General features: G+C 67.1%; 19 protein-coding genes. 11 read left to right on the forward strand and 8 right to left on the reverse strand.

All coding sequences use genetic code 11. From position 1 onward, the window contains the following. The first annotated feature begins 61 nt into the window (after positions 1-61). From QPK29_RS06460 to QPK29_RS06475, 4 genes are all read left to right on the forward strand, one after another. Positions 62-1,060 (forward strand): serine/threonine-protein kinase, encoded by a 999-nt coding sequence (locus tag QPK29_RS06460; RefSeq protein WP_371770537.1) that lies wholly within the window; start codon positions 62-64, stop codon positions 1,058-1,060. Then, positions 1,057-2,211, forward strand: coding sequence for a GAF domain-containing protein (locus tag QPK29_RS06465; protein WP_371770538.1), 1,155 nt, complete (start codon positions 1,057-1,059; stop codon positions 2,209-2,211). The genes QPK29_RS06460 and QPK29_RS06465 overlap by 4 nt, the downstream gene beginning before the upstream one ends. Before the next feature lie 65 nt (positions 2,212-2,276). Continuing rightward, complete coding sequence (locus QPK29_RS06470) at positions 2,277-3,101, forward strand: PP2C family protein-serine/threonine phosphatase (protein WP_371770539.1); 825 nt, start codon at positions 2,277-2,279, stop codon at positions 3,099-3,101. A 119-nt stretch (positions 3,102-3,220) separates the two neighbouring features. Next, positions 3,221-4,408 (forward strand): PEP-CTERM sorting domain-containing protein, encoded by a 1,188-nt coding sequence (locus tag QPK29_RS06475; protein ID WP_371770540.1) that lies wholly within the window; start codon positions 3,221-3,223, stop codon positions 4,406-4,408. On the opposite strand, the gene arr is transcribed toward QPK29_RS06475, so the two are convergent. Genes arr through QPK29_RS06490 form a run of 3 tightly spaced genes read right to left on the reverse strand, consistent with a single transcriptional unit; the run spans position 4,409 to position 5,524 of the window. Further along, positions 4,409-4,864 carry an NAD(+)--rifampin ADP-ribosyltransferase gene (gene arr, locus QPK29_RS06480; RefSeq protein ID WP_160406575.1) on the reverse strand — a complete coding sequence of 152 codons (456 nt, stop codon included), beginning with the start codon at positions 4,862-4,864 and terminating at the stop codon, positions 4,409-4,411. Between the two features lie 8 nt (positions 4,865-4,872). Further along, the gene (locus tag QPK29_RS06485; RefSeq protein WP_160406578.1) at positions 4,873-5,097 is read right to left on the reverse strand and encodes a hypothetical protein; all 225 of its coding nucleotides are present in this window, start codon (positions 5,095-5,097) and stop codon (positions 4,873-4,875) included. Between the two features lie 46 nt (positions 5,098-5,143). Then, positions 5,144-5,524 carry a hypothetical protein gene (locus QPK29_RS06490; protein ID WP_202114280.1) on the reverse strand — a complete coding sequence of 127 codons (381 nt, stop codon included), beginning with the start codon at positions 5,522-5,524 and terminating at the stop codon, positions 5,144-5,146. Positions 5,525-5,648: 124 nt separating this feature from the next. Between QPK29_RS06490 and QPK29_RS06495 the strand changes: the two genes are divergently transcribed. Continuing rightward, on the forward strand, positions 5,649-6,308 hold the full coding sequence (locus QPK29_RS06495) for a glutathione S-transferase family protein (protein WP_371770541.1): 660 nt from the start codon (positions 5,649-5,651) through the stop codon (positions 6,306-6,308). Between the two features lie 8 nt (positions 6,309-6,316). Here QPK29_RS06495 and QPK29_RS06500 read toward each other — a convergent pair whose 3' ends face one another. Then, positions 6,317-7,234, reverse strand: coding sequence for an MBL fold metallo-hydrolase (locus QPK29_RS06500; RefSeq protein ID WP_160407362.1), 918 nt, complete (start codon positions 7,232-7,234; stop codon positions 6,317-6,319). Between the two features lie 111 nt (positions 7,235-7,345). Continuing rightward, positions 7,346-8,248 (reverse strand): LysR family transcriptional regulator, encoded by a 903-nt coding sequence (locus QPK29_RS06505; RefSeq protein ID WP_371770542.1) that lies wholly within the window; start codon positions 8,246-8,248, stop codon positions 7,346-7,348. 120 nt (positions 8,249-8,368) lie between these two features. Between QPK29_RS06505 and QPK29_RS06510 the strand changes: the two genes are divergently transcribed. Both QPK29_RS06510 and QPK29_RS06515 read left to right on the forward strand, forming a co-directional pair. After that, the gene (locus QPK29_RS06510; protein WP_371770543.1) at positions 8,369-9,676 is read left to right on the forward strand and encodes an amidohydrolase family protein; all 1,308 of its coding nucleotides are present in this window, start codon (positions 8,369-8,371) and stop codon (positions 9,674-9,676) included. Beyond that, entirely contained in the window at positions 9,663-10,835 is a 1,173-nt protein-coding gene (locus tag QPK29_RS06515; protein ID WP_160406587.1) for an arabinose transporter, read from the forward strand. The genes QPK29_RS06510 and QPK29_RS06515 overlap by 14 nt, the downstream gene beginning before the upstream one ends. Before the next feature lie 7 nt (positions 10,836-10,842). On the opposite strand, the gene QPK29_RS06520 is transcribed toward QPK29_RS06515, so the two are convergent. Beyond that, a complete protein-coding gene (locus QPK29_RS06520) occupies positions 10,843-12,744 on the reverse strand; it encodes a glycoside hydrolase family 2 protein (RefSeq protein WP_371770544.1) in 1,902 nt (633 codons plus the stop codon). Between the two features lie 176 nt (positions 12,745-12,920). Between QPK29_RS06520 and QPK29_RS06525 the strand changes: the two genes are divergently transcribed. From QPK29_RS06525 to QPK29_RS06535, 3 genes are all read left to right on the forward strand, one after another. Further along, on the forward strand, positions 12,921-14,180 hold the full coding sequence (locus QPK29_RS06525) for a putative Na+/H+ antiporter (RefSeq protein WP_371770545.1): 1,260 nt from the start codon (positions 12,921-12,923) through the stop codon (positions 14,178-14,180). 23 nt (positions 14,181-14,203) lie between these two features. Continuing rightward, a complete protein-coding gene (locus QPK29_RS06530) occupies positions 14,204-15,679 on the forward strand; it encodes an alanine/glycine:cation symporter family protein (protein ID WP_371770546.1) in 1,476 nt (491 codons plus the stop codon). Positions 15,680-15,777: 98 nt separating this feature from the next. Further along, positions 15,778-17,397 (forward strand): ATP-binding protein, encoded by a 1,620-nt coding sequence (locus QPK29_RS06535; protein ID WP_371770547.1) that lies wholly within the window; start codon positions 15,778-15,780, stop codon positions 17,395-17,397. 21 nt (positions 17,398-17,418) lie between these two features. Here QPK29_RS06535 and QPK29_RS06540 read toward each other — a convergent pair whose 3' ends face one another. Further along, complete coding sequence (locus QPK29_RS06540) at positions 17,419-17,988, reverse strand: dienelactone hydrolase family protein (RefSeq protein ID WP_371770548.1); 570 nt, start codon at positions 17,986-17,988, stop codon at positions 17,419-17,421. Between the two features lies 1 nt (position 17,989). After that, on the reverse strand, positions 17,990-19,444 hold the full coding sequence (locus QPK29_RS06545; RefSeq protein ID WP_400189741.1) for an FAD-binding oxidoreductase: 1,455 nt from the start codon (positions 19,442-19,444) through the stop codon (positions 17,990-17,992). 181 nt (positions 19,445-19,625) lie between these two features. Here QPK29_RS06545 and QPK29_RS06550 point away from each other — a divergent pair, with 181 nt between their 5' ends. Continuing rightward, positions 19,626-20,759, forward strand: coding sequence for a choice-of-anchor Q domain-containing protein (locus QPK29_RS06550; RefSeq protein ID WP_371770550.1), 1,134 nt, complete (start codon positions 19,626-19,628; stop codon positions 20,757-20,759).

The raw sequence follows: 20,759 nt of genomic DNA on the forward strand, positions 1-20,759 counted from the left end.
GTATAAACCTGTGGCGCCGATTTTCATTGTCTGCAAACCAATTTGATTTACACTTGCGCCCATGAACCAACCGACGCAGTTAGGCAGATACCGGATCGTGCGCGTGCTCGGACGCGGCGCAATGGGCGAGGTCTACGAAGGCCTCGATCCGCGCCTGGACCGCAGCGTCGCGATCAAGGTCATCTCCACCGCCTGCGATGCCGATCCGGAGCTGCACGCGTCCTATTCGGCCCGCTTCATCCGCGAGGCGCAGGCCGTGGCGCGGCTGAACCATCCGCACATCGTCGGCCTGTACGATTTCGGCGAGGAAGACGGCGTCGCCTACATGGTGATGGAACTGGTGCGCGGCGAAGAGCTGGCGGCCTATTTCGACATGACCCAGGACTTCCACCTCGAGTTCACGCTCGAGGATGCCGTGCGCATGACGTGCGAGCTGCTCGACGCCCTCGGCTACGCGCACCGCAACGGCGTGATCCACCGCGACATCAAGCCGGCCAACGTGATGCTGAGCCACGACCTCTCCGTGAAACTGACGGACTTCGGCGTCGCCCACATGGCCGCGCTGAACGCGGCCGTACAGGATGCGGACGGCGCGGAGATGGTCGGCACGCCCAGCTTCATGGCGCCAGAACAGATCACGGGCCAGGCCGTCGGCCCGCAGTCGGACATCTTCGCCGTCGGGATCATCCTGTACCAGTTTCTCACCAACGAACGGCCGTTCCGCGGCGCCGGCATGTTCGCCGTGCAGCAGAAGATCCTGCACGACCACCCCGTGCCGCCGACCCTGCTGAATCCCCTGCTCGGCCCGGCCTTCGACCGCGTCGTGCTGCGCGCCCTCGCCAAGCGCCCGGAACATCGCTATCCCAGCGCCGAAGCGTTCCGCGACGATCTGCGCCGTGCGCTCGACGGCGACACGCTCGCCTCTTCCCCATGGCGGCCGCTCGATACGGTCACGCCGCGCTCCCCTGCCGACATCGTGCGCCACGTGCAGGAAGATGACGACGAGACCCGTATTGGCGACGTTGACGCGACGCGCCTCGCGCCCATGACGCGGCCATGAATGATTCCACGATCGTGGCGAACGGCGACTTCTTCCGCCACCTGCAGCAGCTCACGACGCGCATCCACGCCACGCGCAACGTCGACGAGATCATGCTCGACCTGTCCGAAGGCATCTGCACGCTGTTCGGCGCGGACCGCCTGACGATCTATACGGTCGGCGAGGACAAGGCGAGCCTCGTCTCCAAGATCAAGACGGGGATGGCGTCGTTCCGCCAGCTGCGCCTGCCGATCTCCGCGCAGAGCGTGGCCGGCTACGCCGCGCTGGCGCGCCGGCTGCTCAACCTGAACGACGTCTACGATGCCGCCGAACTGCAGCGCTACGCGGCCGACCTGCGCTTCCAGCAGGGCGTCGACCGGCGCACGGGCTACCGCACGACGCAGATGCTGGTCGTCCCGATCATGCACGACAGCGAAGTCATTGGCGTCCTCCAGCTGATCAACAACCTGCGCGGCGGTCCGTTCGACAGCACGATCGTCGAAGGCGCGCGCTACCTGTGCGACACGCTCGCCATTGCGTTCGCCCAGCGCCGGCAGGAAGCCAGGCGCGAACGCACGGGCTTCGTCGGCGCATTGGGGTCGCGCGCGCTGGGACGCGAACAGGTCGAGCAGGCGGTGGAACAGGCGCGCGCGCAGGGCCGCGACGTCGAGGACGTGCTGCTCGATGACTTCAAGGTGAAACTGCCCGTCGTCGGGCGCGCCCTCGCGGACCATTTCGCCGTGCCCTATCTCGCCTTCCACCCCGGACGGCGCGTGCCGGCGGAACTCCTCGACGACATGGACCGCGCGGCCGCCGAAGTACGCCAGTGGCTGCCGGTGGAGCGCAACGAGCATGCGCTGTACGTCGTCTGCATCGACCCGGACAAAGTCAGGGCGGACAATGCCGTCGCCACGCTGTTTCCGCAATCCCGCCCCGTGTTCTGCGTGACGACGCGGCGCGATTTCGCGGCGCTGCTCGACCAGTACTTCGGCCCGGCCACGGCACCCGCGGCGTTGCCGCCCGAGCGTGCGGACAGGCTCGTCGACACCGTCGCGGCGCTCGTCGCAGGGAGCCACCGCGAGGGCCTGTCCGACCTGCGCATCGAGACGGCGCCGGGCGACAGGCCGGGCGAGATCCGCTTCACGGTCAGCGGCGTCCTGCGGCTGCCGTGAAAATCGCCAACCCTCCAGGGCAGCGTGCTAGCATGCCGCACCTGTATTGATATCCACCGCGTTCGATGAGCACCTGGAAGCAGCTAACCCCGAGCATCTACCACCGCCTCGCCTTCGGCTGCGCGTACGGACTGACCGACGTCGGTCTCGTGCGCCAGTCCAATGAAGACAACTTCCTCATCGATCCCGCGCTTCGCCTGGTGGCCGTCGCCGACGGCATGGGCGGCCACGACGGCGGCGAAATCGCAGCCTGCCTGGCCCTGGAGACCGTGCGCGAGGCGCTCGCGGCCGCCGACCCGAAAAAATCCTCGCCCGGCGATGCGGCCGACCCGGACGCGACCTGGCAGGACGAGCACATGCCCGCCGTCGTGGCCGTGCACGAAGCCGTCGATGCCGCCAATGCGCGCGTGTACGGCGCGAATGTGCAAGGCGGCCGCGGCGAAGGCAGCGGCATGGGCACCACACTGACGGGCTTCTGGCAAAGCCTGCCGGGCGGCCCGCTCGTCATCTTCCACGTCGGCGACAGCCGCCTGTACCGCTACCGCGACGGCGAACTGGCCGTGCTCACGCGCGACCAGACGATGTACCAGCAGGCGCTGGAAGCGGGCGTCTCCGGCGACTTCCCGCCGCGTAACCTGCTGCTGCAGGCGATCGGCCCCACGGCCGCGATCACGCCCGACGTCAAGGCATGTACGCCCCATCCCGGCGACCTGTACCTGCTGTGCAGCGACGGCTTGTACGGCAACACGCCGCACGCCGCCATCGAGCGGGCGTTGGCCGGCGCGCATGCGCAAGCGCTGGAGCACTGCTGCGCCGAGCTGATCGCCCTCGCCAAGGCGCATGGCAGCCGCGACAACATCACGGCCGTGCTGGCGCTCGTCGAACGCTGAAGGGCAACTGTCGTTATTTACACTATGCAAATAGAATTTCTCTAGAATAATGTAGATTTGATACGAGGAAAGATGATACTCTGTAGGAGATCTCCTACTATCACTCTCGCTAACCTCGTATGGATTACCGCAGCGCCTACATTCGCCGAAGCAGAAAGGGGTCGCGTCTGAAGCAGCGCCTGGCCGCTGTCGGCGTGCTGGGCGTGGCGGCGTGCGCCGCGCTGTACGCGTACGCGATGCACGAGTCCACGGCGCCGACGGTGTCCGCGCAGGCGCATGCGCCGGCTGCAGCCACGACGACGGCGCCGGCCGTGCTGCGCACCGCGGCCCAGGTGGAGACGAAGAAGACGCGCCGCGTCTATCCGTATTCGATCGTGCCCGGCGGCGTCCTCGACCGCAAGGAGCTCACGCATGCCGTCGCCGTGGACCAGGTCGTGGCGGCGCATTACGCGGCGTTCGAGGCAAGCAAGACCACCGTCAGGACCGTCGACAAGCCGCGCGCCGTGTACGTCTCGTACCGCAAGGGCGACAAGGTGTTCTGGACGGCGAAGAGACTCCAGCTGGCCAAAGGCGAAACGCTGCTGTCCGACGGCCAGAACGAGATCCGTACGCGCTGCGGCAACCGCATTTCCGACGTGCCCCAGCTGCCCGTCGAAGCCAAGGGCCCGAGCGAGGAAGAACTCGATTCGTCCGTGGAAGAGGCCCAGCAAGACGAAGGCATGATGGAACAGGTCGGCTACGCGACCGAAACGAATCCCGCCGGCCACGGCTACCAGTTGCAGACCTTCGGTAACGGCGAGACGGCGCAGGCCGGCGGCACGGGCCCCACGCGCACCAGCTTCGGCCCGAACGGCATCCAGGGTGCCGGCATGGGCCCGATCTGGGATGGCGGCACCTTGCCGGTATCGCTGGCCAAGGTGTCGAGCGACACTACGCCGACCGGTACCGACAGCGGCACGGGCAACGGCGGCATCCCGACCGACACGGGCGCCGGCGGTTCCGGCGGTGGCGGCGATCCGGGCAAGACGCCTGGCGGCACGACGGGTGGAACGACACCGGACGGAACGACGCCCAGCGGCGGCGACACGCAACCGAACACCGATCCGGGCACGAAAAACCCGACGATCCCCGGCACGCTGCTGCCGACGGATCAGCCTGGCCAACCCAACGATCCGGGCAAAAATCCAGGCAAAAGCCCGACCAAACCGCACGGCGACGTGCCGGAACCGGGCACGCTGTGGCTGGCCGGTGCCGGCGTGGCCGCGCTGCTGGCGGCGCGCCGCGCGAAGAAGCGCCCGCGCGACTGATCAGTCTTCGATCACGGCACGCCCAGCGCGCCGCAATTCTTCCAGGTGGTCGAGCATCTGCCGGATCACCTCCGGCGGGTGCCCCTGCCAATCCGCCACCTCCCCGACGATCCTGAGCGGCATCCGCGTGCGGTACGAGCGCGTGGGATTACCGGGAAAGCGTTTATTCGTCAGGTTGGGATCGTCCTCGAACGTCCCCGTGGGTTCGACGATATAGACATGCCCCCGCCCCTCGGCGCCGCCGAGCGCCGTCGCCAGTTCCGCACCCCAGATCGCGGCCTCCATGGAGGCGCTGAAATACACGTTGTTGGAGACGCGGCCTTCCTCGAAATTGGAGGCGTGGCCCGGGATTAACACGTCGCCCGGCTGGAAACGGATTCTGGTGCCGTGGTAGAAGGGGCCCGGGACGTCGTCGCAGGATGCGTGGGTAACGGGCGTCCATTCTTGATGATCCATACGGCCTCTTATTTCAACAACTTGATGTGTTTAACGAAAGGAATCCGCTCACCGTCGCCTGGTCCGCCAATACGGCCGGCATTCCGCTCGATCGCCACCTCGACCGTCACCCGCCTGCCGACCAGGTCCTTGCGCAAGCTGACGACGCCGACGAACAAGCCAGTGCGGCAAGCAACAACGGCAGGCTGTTTATCAGGCGATTCATGCATGAAACCGGTAATGTAATCCTTCATGATACTGAAAGGATGACGTCACAAGTTCACGCTTTACCACGTGTCGTCACTCCGGCAGGTAGGGACCGGTAACGGGCAGGCCGAGCCGCAGGGCCGGATCGACTCCGGCGTCTAGCGTCGACAACAGGTTCTGGACGGCGACTTCGAGTCCGTCCTGGTTGCACCAGTATTCCGCAAGCGTCCCGACCACGTAATACGACGAGCAATTGAAACCGTCTTCGATATCGTTGTACCAGAGCGCCTTGCGACCGATGATCGCCACGACCCAGAATCCCCCGCCGGGATCGCCAAACGCCGCTTCGCGCCACTTCTCGGGGACGATCCGGATGGCCTCCCACAAGCGGAACACGCGAGGGCTCATCCGGCCCTCGGCCTCCATGATCTTGTCCCATAACTCGAATTCCGTCATCGGCTTCCAGTCCGTCATGTTGTCCCTGCCGCGTCACACATTGGTATTGACGACAAGTTAGCACACCGGGATACTGGACACCCCCCGAACAGTCCCGCCAACCCGGGATGCCCTGCGCCGTGGGCAACGGCTGAGAACTTCCATGACGCTCGCACTCTACGGTCATCCCTTCTCGTCGTACACGCAAAAAGTGCTCGTCGCGCTGTACGAGAACGACACGCCTTTCGAGTTCCGCTGCCTCGGGCCGGACACGCCGCAGCACGCGGCGCAATGGCTGCAGCGTTGGCCGCTGCGCAAATTCCCGCTCCTCGTCGACGGCGCGCGCAACGTCGTCGAGACGAGCATCATCATCGAATACCTGCACCTGACGCATCCGGGGCCCGTGCGCCTGCTGCCGGACGATCCGCTCGCGGCGCTGGACGTGCGCTTCATGGACCGCTTCTTCGACCTGCACGTGATGAACATGGTCCAGCACGCGGTGAACGGCGCGCTGACGGGCGATGCGGCCAAACGCGCGGACGCCGTCGCGACGGCGACGGAAAAGCTGGAACTCGCCTACGAATGGCTCGAAGGCTACCTGGCCGGGCGCACCTGGGCGGCGGGCGACACGTTCTCGCTCGCGGATTGCGCCGCCGCGCCCGCGCTGTTCTACGCGGACTGGACGCATCCGATCGGGCCGCACTACCCGACGCTGCGCGCCTACCGCGCGCGCCTGCTGGCGCGGCCGTCGTTTGCCCGCGCGGTGGACGAGGCGCGGTCCTACCGTCCGTTGTTCCCGCTGGGCGCGCCCGACCGCGACTGAACGCAGCGTCAGTAATCCCAGAACACCGGCACGTAGCGGTACGCGTCGCCATCCGCCATCACCCGCCCGATGGACGGGAACGGCAGGTGCGCCGCGACCAGCAGTCCGCCATCAATCATCAGCTCGCGGAACAGGCGGTCGCGCACCTTGGCCGCTTCTTCCGGATCGTGTTCGAAACCGTTCTGCCAGCCGGGATGCTCGAAGTTGACGGGGAAGACGGCGTCGCCGGCGAACATCAATCGCTTGCCGCCGGACGCCAGGTCGACCACGCAATGACCGGGCGTGTGGCCGCCGGTGCGGCGGGCCACCACGCCCGGCGCGACCTCGCGGCGCTCCTTGAAGACCAGCAGCCGGTCGCGGTATTCGGCCAGGAAGCGCGCGGCGGTCGAGCGCAGCACGGGCGGCACCGCTTCCGGCATGACCGTCAGCGAGAAATCGGGCGACGCCCAGAACTTCACTTCGGCGTCGGTCACGTGGATGCGCACGTCCGGACGCAGTCTCTCCTTTACGCCGGGCGCCAGCAGTCCGCCCACGTGATCCATGTGCATGTGCGTGATCACGATGTCCGTCACGGACGCGAGATCGATGCCGATGGCCTCCAGCCGCGCCGGGAACTGGCCGGCGCGCGGGAAGCCCGGGAACTGCGTGCCCACCCCGGCGTCGACGAGGATGGTCTGGTCGCCGCTGCGCACGACGAGCACGTTCAGCGGCCAGTCGAATTTATCGGGCGGCAGGAACATGTGATCGAGCCAGTCCGCCAGGTCGGCCGGATCGGCGTTCGTGGCCATCGTCGTCGCGGGCAGCGGCAGCACGCCGTCGCTGACCACCATCACGTCGATGTCACCGACCTTCAGCGCGTAACGGGACGGCACCAGTTCTTCGGGCCCGTGGCTGGCGGGGCGCAATGGGGAATCTACGGTAAGCATCATGGTCTCCTGGAAGAGGCCCGGGGGTCGGGCATGGATGCATCGTAGAGACGAAGACCGCGGGCCAGAAGCCATGCGGGCGGGCGCACCGTGTTGCCCGCTACGCAACAGTCACGCGTGGCCGCGGCAGATCTCCGTGCAGAAATCGAGGAAGGCTTCCACGGCCGCCGGCGGCAGGCGCCGCGACGGCCGGATCGCGTACAGGGGAAATCGCTCGTCCGGCCAGTCCGGGAACAGGTCGACGAGGGCGCCGCCCGTGATCAGGGATTCGAAGCCCAGCGCCAGCATCTGCGCGACGCCCGCGCCGGCCACGCACGCGCGCACGAGGGCGTCGCCGTCCGTCAGCGTCAGCCGGCCGCGCGTCTCGACGACGAGCACCTCCTTCCCGCGATGGAACTCCCAGTCGAACACGCGCCCGTCCTGCGGGTTGATGTACTGGAGACACTCGTGTCCCGCCAGGTCCTGCGGGACCTTCGGCCGGCCGTGGCGCTTCAGGTAGGCGGGCGCCGCCACCGTCAACACGCGCGTGTTCAGCAGCAGCCGCGACGACATGCTCGATGCCGGCTGCGGCCCGAAGCGCACGGCGACGTCGACGCCTTCCGCCACCAGGTCGGCCGCATCCGGCACCGGCACCATCCTGATTTCCAGTTCCGGATGGCGCGCGAGGAATTCGGGCAGGCGGGGCGCCAGCACGTAGCGCACGAACAGCGGATTCAGGCTGACGCGCAGCACGCCGCGCACCTGTGCCGCCGCGCCCGCGACCGCGTCCGCCGCTTCCTCGATGCCCGACAGGTGCGGCGCCGCCAGTTCGTACAGGCGCGTGCCCTCGCCCGTCAGGCGCAGCGCGCGCGTCGTCCGCTCCAGCAGCCGCACGCCGATCTTCGCCTCCAGCCGCGCCACCGAGCGGCTCACGCCCGACGCCGACAACCCCAGCACCTCCGCCGCGCGCGTAAAACTGCCCGTCTCGACGACGGCCGCCAGCACGCTCATCTCCGCCAGCAATCTCCCATCCATGGCTCACCTTTGAATTTCGTCATAAATGATTTGCATGCCACCATCTTAATCAAAAATCGATGGCGCCCTATCTTGTCGTGGATGCCGCGCACCCCGCGCGGCCCGATCAAGGAGCCCGACATGACCCGCCCCATCCTCTTCAAACACGGCACCATCGTGACGATGGATGCCACCGTCCCCGACCTCGCGACCGGCGACGTGCTCGTCGACGGCGACCGCATCGCCGCCATCGCGCCCGCGCTGCCGGCCGGCGACGCCGAGATCATCGACGCCACCGGCTGCATCGTGCTGCCCGGCCTCGTCGACGCGCACCACCATGCGTGGCTGGGCGCCCTGCGCCGGCTGATGCCGGACGTGGACGACCTGTTCGCCTACATCGGCGTCGTCGCCGAGACGCTGGGCCGGCACTACCGCCCGCGCGACATGTACCTGTCCACGCACCTGACGGCCATCGCGTCGCTGGACGCCGGCATCACGACGATCGTCGACGCCTGCCACGGTTCGCGCAGCCCGGACCACACGGACGCCGCCCTCGACGCACTCGCCGCGAGCGGCATCCGCGCGCTGCACATGGTCGGTCCGGCGATGGACAGGGGCGCATCCTCCGCCCACCTGCCGGGCGACCTGGAACGCCTCGCGCGCACGTGGAACGGCGATGACAGCCTCGTACGCGTGGGCCTGTTCGGCCAGTTCAATCTCGAATGGTGGCAGGCCGCGCGCCGCCTCGACATGCGCATCCTGACGGAGTTCATCGGCGACCTCGCCACGCTCGGCCCCGAGTTTTCCGAACCCGGCATCCTCGGCCCGCACAACATCTTCAACCACTGCACGCGGCTGCCGGAAACGACGTGGCGCCGGCTCGCGGACGCCGGCGTCAACGTCACCGTGAATCCGCGCTCGGACGCGCTGTTCGGCTTCGACGACGACAGCTTCGCGTACCAGCGCGCGGTCGACCACGGCCTGGCGCCGGCGCTCGGCATCGACCTCGATACCGCCTTCGGCAGCGACATGTTCGGTGAGATGCACGCCCTGTTCCACCAGCAGCGCGCCGCCATGCGCAACCGCCGCTTCCGGGGCGAGCAGGACGTGCCGGCCCCGATCACGGTGCGCGCCGTGCTGGAAGCGGCGACGGTCAACGGCGCCCGCGCCGCCGGCCTGGAAGGCGTCACCGGCACGCTGGCGCCGGGCAAGCAGGCCGACATCATCATGGTGCGCACGCACGGCGCCGCCGTGTTCCCGGTGACGCATGCCGTCGGCACGATCGTGCAGGCGGTCGAGCGGGCGGACGTGGACACGGTGATGGTCGCGGGCCGGCTGCGCAAGCGCAACGGCACCCTGCTCGGCGTCGACCTCGACCGCCTCGCCGCCGACGTCACGGCGTCGCGCGACCATCTGCTGGCCGCGGGAGGCATGCATGTCGGCCGCTGAAACGTTGTCAATGCCGTCGGCCTGCCGCGACCGTCCGGCGCCGGCCGTCATCGCCGCGCTGTTCTGCGGCTGCCTGGCCGTCGGCCTGCCGCTGCCCGTCGTGCCCCTGTTCATCCACGACAGTCTCGGCTTCGGCAGCGCCGTCGTCGGGCTGGCCATCGGCATCCAGTTCCTCGCGACGGTGGCCACGCGCGGCTACGCCGGCCGCGTCGCCGACGTGCACGGCGGCCGCCGCGCCGCGCTGCAGGGCGCGCTGTGGTGGGCGCTCGGCGGGCTGCTGTACGTCGTCGCGACCTTGCCCGGCCTCTCCGCCGGCGCCAGCCTGACCATCCTCGTCGTGGGCCGCCTGGCCGCGGGGTTCGGCGAAAGCCAGTTCGTCACGGGGTGCGTGGCGTGGTCGATCGCGTCGGTCGGGCCGCAGCGCGCCGGCATGTCGATGTCGTGGACCGGGATCGCCATCTTCGCCGCGCTGGCCGTCGGCGCGCCGGCCGGCATGGCGCTGTTTACGCGCTCCGGTGCGGGCGCCACGATGCTGGCGTGCGTGCTGTCGCCGCTGCTGGGCGGCGCCATCGCACTCGCTGCGCAGCCGTACGCAATGGCGGCCGGGCCCCGGCTGCCGTTCCACCGCGTGCTGGGCCAGATCTGGCGCGAGGGCGCGGGCCTGATGCTGTCCGGTGCCGGCATCGCGGGTTTGACGGCATTCGCGTCGCTGTACTTCGCGCTGCGCGGCTGGGGTCACGCGGGGCTCGTGATGACCGCGTTCGGCATCGGCTTCATCGCCGTGCGCCTCGTCCTCGGCCACCTGCCGGACCGCATGGGCGGCTACCGCGTGGCCCTGTGGTCGCTCGCCGTGGAAGCCGCCGGCCAGGTCATGCTGTGGCAGGCGCCGACCGAGGCGGCGGCGTTGGCGGGCGCCCTCGTCACGGGCCTCGGCTGCGCGCTCGTGTTCCCGGCCCTCGGCGTGGAAGCGCTGAAGCGCGTGCCGCCCGCCAACCGCGGCAGCGCGATGGGCGCCTTCGTCGCCTTCCTCGACATCGCCTACGGCCTTGCCGGCCCGGCCGCCGGCATCGTGGCGGGCCGCTTCGGCTACGGCGCGGTCTACCTGCTCGGCGCCGGCTGCGCGCTGGCCGGCGCCCTCCTCGTGCGGCGCCTGGCGTGAGCCTGATTCAATGCGCGTACTTGCGCTGGACGTCGTCGTAGAACTGCTTCATGGTCCAGAACGCGAGCTTCTTCTTGCCGGCGTCCGTGACCAGGCCCTTGCGGTTCCAGAAGTCCTGGAAGTACGGATGCTGGCGGCGCGGCGAGCGGAAGTCGACGAGCACCCACGGCGTCATCCCGCGCAGGCCCGGGATCGCGGACAGCATCTTGAACTGGTTGCGGTACAAGGTGTCCTGGTATTCCTCGCTCCAGCGCGTATCGGCATCGGCGTGGTAGCCGCCCAGCGCCTCGGCGCCGAATTCCGTGACGACGACCGGCTTGTTGTAGCGGACGTCGAAGCGGTAATTCAGCATCTCCGCGTTGCTCGCCCAGTACCAGCCGGCGTACTCGTTGAAACTGGCGAGGTCGAGGTAGTCCGCGAGCGGATCCTCGACCGTGATGTCACTGCCCTTGCGGTGGATTTCCAGCGCGGCCGCCACGAGGCGCGTGTCGTCCAGCGACCGCGCCGTCTTCGCCAGGTTGCTCATGAACGTATTGCGCGGGCCGCCGATCGGCGTCTCGTTCCCCACCGACCAGACGACGACGCTCGCGCGGTTCTTGTCGCGCGTGACGAGGTCCGTCAGCTGCGCGTTCGCGTTGGCGTAGGTGTCGGGATTGGTCCACGAGATCGTCCAGTACACGGGCACTTCCGCCCACACCATCAGGCCCATCTCGTCGGCCAGGCGGATCATCTCTTCGCTGTGCGGGTAATGCGCGAGCCGCACGTAGTTGCAGTTCATCTCCTTGGCCCACTGCAGCAGCATGCGCATGTCGCCGGCGCCGCGCGGGCGGCCCGGGATCAGCGGGTTCTCTTCATGCATCGAGATCCCGCGCAGGAACACGGATTTGCCGTTCAGGAGGATGTCCTGGCCACGCGTCTCGATGGTGCGAAAGCCGATGCGGTCGACGACTTTGTCGCCACCGCCCGAGAGCTCCACGCTGTACAGCTTCGGCTGCTCGGGCGACCAGAACGTCAGTTTGTTGACGGGGAAGTTCAGCGCCGCGCGGCCGTTCGCGTCCGTGCGCACGGTGGTCCTGATGCCCGCCTCGGGAATGCTGACGGTCACCTGCTGCGCCTTGCTGTTCCCCGCCATTTGAATGAAACCTTCGACGCGGCGGGCGTCGCCCTTCGCCAGCTGCACCTTGTAGTCGGCGATGTACGTGGCGGGCAGCTCGGCCAGCAGCACGTCGCGCGTGATACCGCCGTAGTTCCACCAGTCCGTGTTCACGGTCGGGATCTCGTCCTGGTGGCGCGTGTTGTCGGCCTTGACGACGACCACGTTGCGGCCTTTCGCCAGCTTGTCCGTCACGTCGAACTGGAACGGCGTGAAGCCGCCCTTGTGCATGCCGAGTTTTTTACCGTTCAGGTAGACGTGCGCCTCGTAGTTGACGGCGCCAAAGTACAGCGCGTAATGCTTGCCCGGCTTGGGATCGGCCTGGAACGCCTGGCGCAGCCACACGGTGCCCTCGTACAGCTGCAGCTTTTCCGCCTGCGAGTTCCAGTCGCCCGGCACCTTCATCGTGGGCGCGTGGTCGAAGTCGTACTCGACCCACTCCGTCTTGTCCTTCGGCTTGCGGTCGTCGTAGAAGCCGCCCTTGCCGCTGTCCGACTGGTCGAACGGCATGTGCCGGTAGTCGTAATAGCCGTTCTCGTACGGGTCGATGATGTAGCTCCAGCGGCCGTCCAGGCTCACGTGGCTGCGGGCGTAGATGTTCTGGGTCGGCGCCATCAGGCTGCCGGCGCGGGCCGCTTTCGATGGCTGGCCGGCCAACTGGACGTCGGCAGGATCGGCGGCATGCGCAACGCAGGCTGCCAACGTCAATACAGAGAAATGCAGCACGGCCGTCAGCCGGGCGAACGGGTGTGTCATGGTGTCTCCTGATTATTATTCAGGGGATGGTAGCGCTGTCACAGTACCGGTGCAATCTTTACAATGGAAGGTACGCCGCCCGTACGTTATACTCGCCGGATAAGGGGTGTTCGCGCCATGTCGGCGCGGCAGGTGATAGCGCTGGTCGGGCCGCCACGCGGCCTTGTCACGACCCTATGCTCATACCCACGACCCTGCAAATGATCGGTGCCGCGCTGTTCGGCGTGGCCGTCCTCCACACCTTCTCCGTCAAGTATTTCGAGCGCCTCGCGCACACGCACCCGCGCCATGCCGGCATCTGGCACCTGCTCGGCGAAGTGGAAGTCGTGTTCGGGTTCTGGGCGATGGTGCTGATGCTGTTCATGTTCGGCGTCGCCGGCCGCCACGAGTCCGTGGCCTACCTCGAGTCGCGCAACTTCACGGAGCCGATGTTCGTGTTCGCGATCATGGTCGTGGCGGGGAGCCGGCCGATCCTCGACTTCGCCCACCTGCTCGTGCGCAGCGGCGCGCGCCTGCTGCCGCTGCCGCGGACGATGGCCCTGTGCTTCGTCGTGCTGTCCCTCGTGCCGCTGCTGGGCGCCTTCATCACCGAACCGGCCGCGATGACGCTGGCCGCGCTGCTGCTGCGCGACAGCGTGTTCGCGCGCGCCACGGGTTCGCGCCTGAAATACGCCATCCTCGGCGTCCTGTTCGTCAACGTCTCCATCGGCGGCACCCTGACGCCGTTCGCCGCGCCGCCCGTGCTGATGGTCGCGTCCACGTGGGGCTGGGACCTCGGCTTCATGCTTGCCACCTTCGGCTGGAAGGCCGCGCTGGCCGTCGTGACCAACACGATCCTGCTGCTCGTCGTGTTCCGGCGCCCCTTCCTCGCGCTGGGCGATGCGGCGGATGCCGCGGCCGATCCGGTGCCGCTGCCGGTCATCGCGACGCACCTGCTGTTCCTCGTGCTGATCGTCGTCTTCGCCCATCATCCGCAAGTCTTCATGGGCATCTTCCTGTTCTTCCTCGGCTTCACGGCCGCCTACCAGCGCTACCAGGACAACCTGATCCTGCGCGAGGCGCTGCTCGTCGCCTTCTTCCTGGCCGGCCTCGTGGTGCTGGGCGGCCTGCAGGCCTGGTGGCTCGCACCGCTGCTGACCAGCATGAGCGCCGACGCCGTGTTCTTCGGCACCACCGCGCTCACGGCCATCACCGACAATGCCGCCCTCACCTACCTCGGCGCCCAGGTGCCCGGACTCAGCCTCGCGTACAAGACCGCCCTCGTCGGCGGCGCTGTCGCGGGCGGCGGCCTGACCCTCATCGCCAACGCGCCCAATCCGGCCGGCGCCGCGATTTTGAGAGACAGCTTCCCCGACCGCGCGATCAGTCCCCTCGGGCTGCTCGCCGCCGCAACACCGCCCACGCTGATCGCGGTGGCGGCCCTGCACTTCCTCTGATCCCTGACCTGGAGACGCAAGCAATGAACGACCTGGTGAACGCCATCAACGGCATCGTTTGGAGCCCGGCCCTGATCGCCCTGTGCCTGGGCGCCGGCCTGTATTTCTCGGTGCGCTCGCGCTTCCTGCAGCTGCGCCATCTACGGGAGATGGTGCGCCTCATGATGGAAGGGAAAAGCTCGGCCGAGGGCGTATCGTCGTTCCAGGCGCTGGCCATGACCCTGGCCGGCCGCGTCGGCACCGGCAACATCGCGGGCGTCGCGACGGCCATCACGTTCGGCGGCCCCGGCGCCGTGTTCTGGATGTGGGCCGTGGCCTTCCTGGGCGCCAGCTCCGCGTTCGTCGAGTCCACGCTCGGCCAGGTCTACAAGGAACAGATCGACCGCGAGTTCCGCGGCGGGCCCGCGTTCTACATCGAGAAGGGCCTGGGCATGAAGTGGTATGCCTGGATCTTCGCCGTCGTCACCGTGTTCGCCACCGGCGTGCTGCTGCCGGGCGTGCAGGCGAATTCGATCGCGGAGGGCCTGCGCAACGCCACCGGCATCGACGCCAACGTCACCGCCGCGCTGCTCGCCATCGCCCTCGGCTTCATCATCTTCGGCGGCGTCAAGCGCATCGCCCACTTCGCCGAAATCGTCGTGCCGTTCATGGCGCTGGCCTACATCATCGTCGCCTGCGTCATCATCTTCCTGAACTGGCAGCAGCTGCCGGGCGTGCTCTCGCTGATCTTCAGCTCGGCCTTCGGCCTCGATGCCGGCTTCGGCGCCATCGTCGGCATGGCGATCCAGTGGGGCGTCAAGCGCGGCGTCTATTCGAACGAAGCGGGCCAGGGCACCGGACCGCACGCCTCGTCCGCCGCGGAAGTCAGCCATCCGGCCAAGCAGGGCCTCGTGCAAGGCTTCTCGGTCTACATCGACACGCTTTTCGTGTGCTCGGCGACGGCCTTCATGTTGCTGATCACCGGCCAGTACAACGTCGAAGGCCCCGACGGCACCGCGATCCACACGGGCGTCCACGGCGTCGCCTCGGGCCCGGGCTACGTGCAGACCGCGCTGGAAAACGTGATGCCGGGCTTCGGCTCGCTGTTCGTCGCCCTCGCCCTGCTGTTCTTCGCCTTCACGACGATCGTCGCCTATTACTACATCGCCGAAACCAACATCGCCTACATCAACCGCACCGTGCACCGCCCGTGGATGACGCTCGTGCTCAAGGTGTGCATGATCGGCGCGACGGTGTACGGCGCCGTGAAGACGGCCGACGTGGCCTGGGCGCTGGGCGACCTGGGCGTCGGCCTGATGGCCTGGCTGAACATCGCCGCGATCCTGCTGCTGCGTAATGTGGCCTTCAAATGCCTGCGCGACTACGAAGCGCAGCGCGCGGCCGGCAAGGATCCGGAATTCGATCCGGCCGCGCTGGGCATCGAGCGCGCCGATTACTGGGTCAAGCGGGCTGCCGGCCGTCGCCAGCAAGGCGCGGAGGCGGTCGCGGCCAAGGTGTGAACAGATCGTCATCGATTTGGCGCATGAGTGTGGCTATTTGTCCCAATGCGTCGAAACCATTTGTAATTACCGGGAGGAACCTGCAAGAATAAATTACCATGCCGAAACTAAATTTCTCCGAGAGAAAATCCGAAGAGCCTGCGCTCGCAGCGCTGGCGCAAGGATTACGTCGTCTCACCGCGGACGCCAGTGCGGAAACACTGCAGCAGGAAACGGTGGCCGTTGCGGTGTCGCTGTGCGGCGCCGAGCGCGGATACTGGGCGGCCGCCGGCGAGACGGCCTGTATCGGAGACACGACCTGTTTCGCGGTCGGCGACGGCATGGTCGTGCTGGAGCGTGCGCAGGCAGTCGACGCCGCGCTGCTCGACATCCTCGCCACCGCGGCGTCGATCGCGCTGACGAACGCGGCCCTGCGGGAACAGAGCCGGCAGGACCAGTCGACGACAGGACTGGCGTTCGAACGCACGCTGCTGCACACCCTCGTCGACAACATCCCCTTCCGCATCTACGCCAAGGACCGCGACAGCCGGTTCCTGTTCGGGAATAACCGCATGGCCCGCCTGGCCGGCGTCGAGACGCCGCCGCAACTGATCGGCAAGACCGACTACGATTTCTTCCCGGCCGAGCTGGCGGCCAAATACTTCGCCGACGAAAAGCAGGTCATGGATTCCGGCCGGTCGCTGTTCGATTACGAGGAATTGGTCGAGGACCAGGACACGGGCGAATTGGGCTGGACCGTGACGACCAAGGTGTTGCTGCGCGGCGCAGACGGCGCGGTGAACGGCATCGTCGGCATCGGCTACGACGTCACGCAGCGCAAGCTCATGGAAGAGCGCCTGCGCGAGCGCACGCAGGAACTGGAAGAGGCCAATGCGCGGCTGGAAGCGGAGAAGGAACAGCAGCAGGTCCTGATCCGCAAGCTGAGCGACATGCAGGGCCAGCTGCTGCAGTCCGAAAAAATGGCCTCGATCGGCCTGCTGGCCGCCGGCGTCGCCCACGAGATCAACAATCCGCTCGCGTTCATCAGTTCGAATTTCGGCGCGCTCGAACGCGACGCGAAAGACATCCTGAAGCTCATCAGCGCATTCGAAGGCGTCGAAGGGCTGCTGCCGGGCGACGCGCGCGCACCGGTCGCCTTCATGAAGAAAGACATCGGGCTGGACGACATCCGCCAGGACCTCGACGCGCTGTTCGCCGAATCGCGGGAAGGCCTGCAGCGTGTAAAACACATCGTGCAGAACCTGAAGGATTTCTCCCGGCCCGGCGGCACGGAAAAGGAAATGGCCGATCTCGAGCAGGGACTGGACAGCACCCTGAACGTGGCCTGGAACGAAATCAAGTACAAGGCGGACGTCGTCAAGGAATACGCCGGCGTCCCCGAGCTGTATTGCCTGCCCTCGCAGATCAACCAGGTCTTCCTGAACCTGCTCATCAACGCGGCCCATGCGATCGAGGGCAAGGGCACGATCATCGTGCGCACCGGCCATGACGAGAAGGTCGTCTGGGTCGAGATCGAGGACAACGGATGCGGGATCGCGCCGGCGCACCTCGATCACATCTTCGAACCCTTCTTCACGACCAAGCCCGTTGGCAAAGGGACCGGGCTCGGGCTGTCGATCGTGTACGGGATCGTGCAGGGGCACCACGGCACGATCGCCGTGAAGAGCGAAGTCGGCAAGGGAACGGTGTTCAGGGTGGCGTTGCCGCGCGGGGCATAACGCAAACGGCAAACTCGGCACTCAATCCAGACGTTCCAGGAAGCTCGCCAGACCAGCCCAGGTCGCTTCCTTGGCGGCGGGTGAAAAGTCAGGCAACGCCGGGTCGGTAAAGAAGTGTCCCGCACCGGGATAGACGACAATCGTCGCAAGCATCCCTGCGGCGGCCGCGCGCGCCTGCCACCGCTCGGTCTCCCCATGCGGTATGAACGGATCCGGATCGGCGACGTGAACGGCAACCGGCGTAGCTGGCTTTACGTGCGCGGGAATTGTCGCGAGACCGTGCAGCAGGATGATTGCGCGCGCTGCAAGTCGCTCGGGCCAGATGGCGCCGATCACGCCAGCGCCCATGGACACGCCGAATAACACAGCTGTGTCCGGTACATCCGCCAGCGCCGAGCGGGCGCGCTCGCAAATTGTCGTCCAGCCGATCTCATCCATTAGCGCGAGACCCGGATCCGTAGCGTCGGCCGCGCGGCCTGCGTATAAATCCGGCAGCGTTACCCGATGCCCCCAGTCTTCCAGGCGTGCAGCAGCCTCACGCTCTACCGTCCTAAGGCCGAGTGACGAGTGAAACAGGACGATGTGTGCCATGTCAGGGTGGCATTGCCGCGGACGTAGCCCAGCTGCGCCGCACAGCGCCCTGTTTGGCCGCGCCCCACAACACCTTGCCGGGGTTGAGGATGTTCTGCGGGTCGAACACCCGCTTGATGGCCCGCATCAGTTCCACCGCGGGCAGCCCCGCTTCCTGCATCAGGAAATCCATCTTGTGCATGCCGATGCCATGCTCGCCCGAGCACGTGCCGTCGAGGCGAATCGCACGGGCCACCAGCCGGGCGTTGAGCAGTTCCGCGCGTTCGCGCTGCTCGGGCTTGTGCGGATCGATCAGGTAACCGAAATGGAAATTGCCGTCGCCGACGTGCCCGACCAGCGAATACGGCACGCCCATCTCGTCCGCTTCGCGCACCGACTCGAGCAGGCATTCCGCCAGGCGGCTGATCGGCACGCAGGTGTCGGTGCTGATCGCGCGGCAGCCGGGTAGCGAGGCGATGGCCGCGAAATAGGCATGGTGGCGCGCCGTCCAGAGCCGCGACCGCGCTTCGGGGTCGGTCGCCCAGGCGAACGCCGCGCCGCCGTGCTCCCCCGCCAGGGCCTCGACCGTTTCCGCCTGTTCGCGCACGGAAGCCGGCGTGCCGTGGAATTCCATCAGCAGCATCGGTTCTTCGCGCAGATCGAGCTTGCTGTACCGGTTCACCATCCGCACGGTGTTCGCGTCGATCAGCTCCATGCGCGCGATCGGAATGCCGGATTGGACGATGTCGATCGCGGCGCCTACCGCGTCGGCGATGCCCGGGAACGAGCACACGGCCGCCGACTGCGCTTCCGGCAGCGGGTGCAGGCGCACGACGATCTCGGTGAACACGCCGAGCGTGCCTTCGCTGCCCACCATCAGCCGGGTCAGGTCGTAGCCCGCACTGCTCTTACGCGCACGCGTCCCGGTATGCACGATCTCGCCCGCGGCCGTGACGACCTGCAGCGCGAGCACGTTCTCGCGCATCGTGCCGTAGCGCACGGCATTCGTGCCGCTGGCACGCGTGGCGCACATGCCGCCGATCGACGCGTCCGCGCCCGGATCCACGGGGAAGAACAGTCCCGTGCCCTTGAGCGCCTGGTTCAGCTGCATCCGCGTCACGCCCGGCTGCACGGTCGCCGTCATGTCCGCGGTATCGATGGCAAGCACGCGGTTCATGCGGCTCACGTCGAGGCTGATGCCGCCCCGTACCGCCAGCAGATGACCTTCCAGCGACGACCCCGCGCCGAACGGGATCACCGGCACCGCGTACCGGCCCGCCAGCGCGAGCAGCGCCTGGACGTCCGCGACGTCCTCGGCGAACACCACCGCGTCGGGCGGATTCACGTCCACGAACGACGATTCGTCGCGGCCATGCTGTTCGCGCACCGCGGCGGCGGTCGAGAAACGGGGGCCGAAGCGGGTTTGCAGTTCGGCCAGCAATGGGGCCGGCAGGCCCTGGTCCGGGGCTGGGGTCATACGGTCATTCATTCCAAATTCCTGGTGATGTTGGTGTGTTCGCAAAGATTGTCTCACTACCCGACGATTTCTTTCTTGAAGGATTGCTACGCCACAGAAATTTTTCGCTAAAAAAAGTGAACTTAGGAAGTTTCCCTGCCTCAAAGCTTACTCATTAACTTGCTGAGTCAGGCTTCTCCCGATGAAAAAAACTGCTGTTTTCGCTTCCAACATCCGTGCAAACGTTCTCCTGTCCTGCGGCGCCGTCGTGCTGCTCGCAGCGGCCCCGATGGCTTCCGCCGTCGCCAAGGATTTGTATGTCTCCACGACCGGCTCCGACTCGAACCCCGGGACGCAAACCGCGCCGGTGAAGTCGATCGCGCGTGCCGATGCGCTCGCCAGCGCCGGCACCGTCATCCACGTTGCCGCAGGCACGTATCGCGTCTCCGCGCCCGCGCTGGACAACGCCGGCATCAAAACGAGCAAGAGCGGTACCGCAACCGCCCGTATCAAATTCGTCTCGGACGTGAAATGGGGCGCGAAGATCATCGTGTCGGGCACCGGCATCACGTGGGATTCGCGCGGCAGCTACGTCGATATCGACGGCTTCGACATCTCCGGCTCGGGCCGTCACGGCATCCTGGCCGCCGGCGCGAACCTCACGATGACCAACAACTTCATCCATGACCTGACCATCAGCGGCGGTTGCAACGGCAGCGGCGGCGCGGCCATCGATACCTATGGCCCGGTCGGCGGTGTCGTCATCGACCGCAACGTGGTGCGCAACATCGGCGCCTCGATGATCGGCAAGTGCAACACGGTGCAGGGCATCTACATCGCGAATGCAAACAATGTCGTCACGAACAACCTCGTCTCGGGCGTTGCCATGGCCGGCATTCAACAGTGGCACGGCGCGACCGCGTCGACGATCGTCAACAACACGGTCTTCCGCAGCAAGGACGGTATCCTGCTGGGCCAGGGCGATGCCGGCACGACCACGGGTTCGGCCAACAACTACGTCGCCAACAACGTCGTGTATGACAACACGACCTACGGCATCGTCGAACTGGGCAAAATGGCCGGTAACAACCGTTATGTGAACAACCTGGTGGCAAAAAGCGGCACCGCCATGCGCGTGGCGGGCAGCGTCAGCGGCACGATTTCGTCGGATCCGCTGTTCGTGGCCTACCAGGCCAACGGCACCGGCAACTATCGCCTGTCGAGCAGCTCGCCGGCGATCGACCGCGGTACGTCGACGTCGGCACCGCGCGTCGACCTGATGCTGGTGGCCCGTCCCCGTGGCGCGGCCATCGATATCGGCGCCTACGAGTTCTAA

The sequence above is a fragment of the Massilia orientalis genome (assembly GCF_030411975.2).
GTDB classification, from domain to species: Bacteria; Pseudomonadota; Gammaproteobacteria; order Burkholderiales; family Burkholderiaceae_D; genus Telluria; species Telluria orientalis.

Coding starts and splice junctions, on each gene's coding strand:
- QPK29_RS06460 (WP_371770537.1), top strand. CDS start 62: ATGAACCAACCGACGCAGTTAGGCAGATACCGGATCGTGCGCGTGCTC.
- QPK29_RS06465 (WP_371770538.1), top strand. CDS start 1,057: ATGAATGATTCCACGATCGTGGCGAACGGCGACTTCTTCCGCCACCTG.
- QPK29_RS06470 (WP_371770539.1), top strand. CDS start 2,277: ATGAGCACCTGGAAGCAGCTAACCCCGAGCATCTACCACCGCCTCGCC.
- QPK29_RS06475 (WP_371770540.1), top strand. CDS start 3,221: ATGGATTACCGCAGCGCCTACATTCGCCGAAGCAGAAAGGGGTCGCGT.
- arr (WP_160406575.1), bottom strand. CDS start 4,864: ATGGATCATCAAGAATGGACGCCCGTTACCCACGCATCCTGCGACGAC.
- QPK29_RS06485 (WP_160406578.1), bottom strand. CDS start 5,097: ATGAAGGATTACATTACCGGTTTCATGCATGAATCGCCTGATAAACAG.
- QPK29_RS06490 (WP_202114280.1), bottom strand. CDS start 5,524: ATGACGGACTGGAAGCCGATGACGGAATTCGAGTTATGGGACAAGATC.
- QPK29_RS06495 (WP_371770541.1), top strand. CDS start 5,649: ATGACGCTCGCACTCTACGGTCATCCCTTCTCGTCGTACACGCAAAAA.
- QPK29_RS06500 (WP_160407362.1), bottom strand. CDS start 7,234: ATGCTTACCGTAGATTCCCCATTGCGCCCCGCCAGCCACGGGCCCGAA.
- QPK29_RS06505 (WP_371770542.1), bottom strand. CDS start 8,248: ATGGATGGGAGATTGCTGGCGGAGATGAGCGTGCTGGCGGCCGTCGTC.
- QPK29_RS06510 (WP_371770543.1), top strand. CDS start 8,369: ATGACCCGCCCCATCCTCTTCAAACACGGCACCATCGTGACGATGGAT.
- QPK29_RS06515 (WP_160406587.1), top strand. CDS start 9,663: ATGTCGGCCGCTGAAACGTTGTCAATGCCGTCGGCCTGCCGCGACCGT.
- QPK29_RS06520 (WP_371770544.1), bottom strand. CDS start 12,744: ATGACACACCCGTTCGCCCGGCTGACGGCCGTGCTGCATTTCTCTGTA.
- QPK29_RS06525 (WP_371770545.1), top strand. CDS start 12,921: ATGCTCATACCCACGACCCTGCAAATGATCGGTGCCGCGCTGTTCGGC.
- QPK29_RS06530 (WP_371770546.1), top strand. CDS start 14,204: ATGAACGACCTGGTGAACGCCATCAACGGCATCGTTTGGAGCCCGGCC.
- QPK29_RS06535 (WP_371770547.1), top strand. CDS start 15,778: ATGCCGAAACTAAATTTCTCCGAGAGAAAATCCGAAGAGCCTGCGCTC.
- QPK29_RS06540 (WP_371770548.1), bottom strand. CDS start 17,988: ATGGCACACATCGTCCTGTTTCACTCGTCACTCGGCCTTAGGACGGTA.
- QPK29_RS06545 (WP_400189741.1), bottom strand. CDS start 19,444: ATGACCCCAGCCCCGGACCAGGGCCTGCCGGCCCCATTGCTGGCCGAA.
- QPK29_RS06550 (WP_371770550.1), top strand. CDS start 19,626: ATGAAAAAAACTGCTGTTTTCGCTTCCAACATCCGTGCAAACGTTCTC.